The organism is Streptomyces sp. NRRL WC-3626, from assembly GCF_000718785.1.
GTDB lineage: Bacteria > Actinomycetota > Actinomycetes > Streptomycetales > Streptomycetaceae > Streptomyces > Streptomyces edwardsiae.
Genome location: NZ_JOCA01000060.1, coordinates 1 through 686 on the forward strand (window position 1 = coordinate 1; position 686 = coordinate 686).

The 686-nt window shown below is 68.1% G+C and carries 2 pseudogenes; both read right to left on the bottom strand.

Annotation, left to right across the window (positions count from 1 at the left end):
• A pseudogene (locus IF28_RS39025) lies at window positions 1-165 on the bottom strand (2-oxoacid:ferredoxin oxidoreductase subunit beta); the annotation flags it as partial.
• Window positions 158-686, bottom strand: a pseudogene (locus tag IF28_RS36800) (2-oxoglutarate ferredoxin oxidoreductase subunit alpha); the annotation flags it as partial. The pseudogenes IF28_RS39025 and IF28_RS36800, both read right to left, overlap by 8 nt.

A 686-nucleotide genomic window follows, 5' to 3' on the forward strand; every position in this document is an offset into this window, starting at 1 on the left:
CTTCGCCAGTCCGAGCTGCGGCATGAATCCCTGCACGGCGGCGAGGACGGCGTAGTCACCGCAGCCGGGACACCAACGCACTTCCTGATCCGACTTGAAGTCCTTCATGGACTGCTTGCCCTCGGCCTTGGGCACCAGCTGCAGAAGGGCGTTGGGGTCAGTCATCGATGGCCTCCTTCAGCGCCGTGGCAAGCTGCTCCGCCTTGAACGGCATGCCGTTGACCTGGTTGTACGACTGGGCGTCGACCAGGTACTTCGCCCGGACGAGGGTCGCGAGCTGACCCAGGTTCATCTCGGGCACGACGACGCGCTCGTAGCGGGCGAGGACGTCACCGAGGTTGTGCGGGAACGGGTTGAGATGGCGCAGATGGGCCTGCGCGGCCGTCGGGGTCGTCGACCTCGATGTCGGGGACGTCGATGCCGTCGGTCTTCGCTTGGCGGGTGCGGACCATGAGGTCGTGGTTGGCGGGGTCGTAGGAGATGTTGCCGGTGCCGTCCTGGTCGTCCAGGGTGTGGTTCGGGCCCTGCGCGAACCGCACCCGCAGGTCCGGGAGTTCCTCCACGTCCGGGACGCGCCAGGGCTCGCTGCCGTTGGCGAGGTAGCCGTCGGAGAGGAGGAAGACGGGGGTGCGGTAGGTGAGGGCGATACGGGCGGCCTCGAGGGCGGCGTCGAAGCAGTCGGCGGG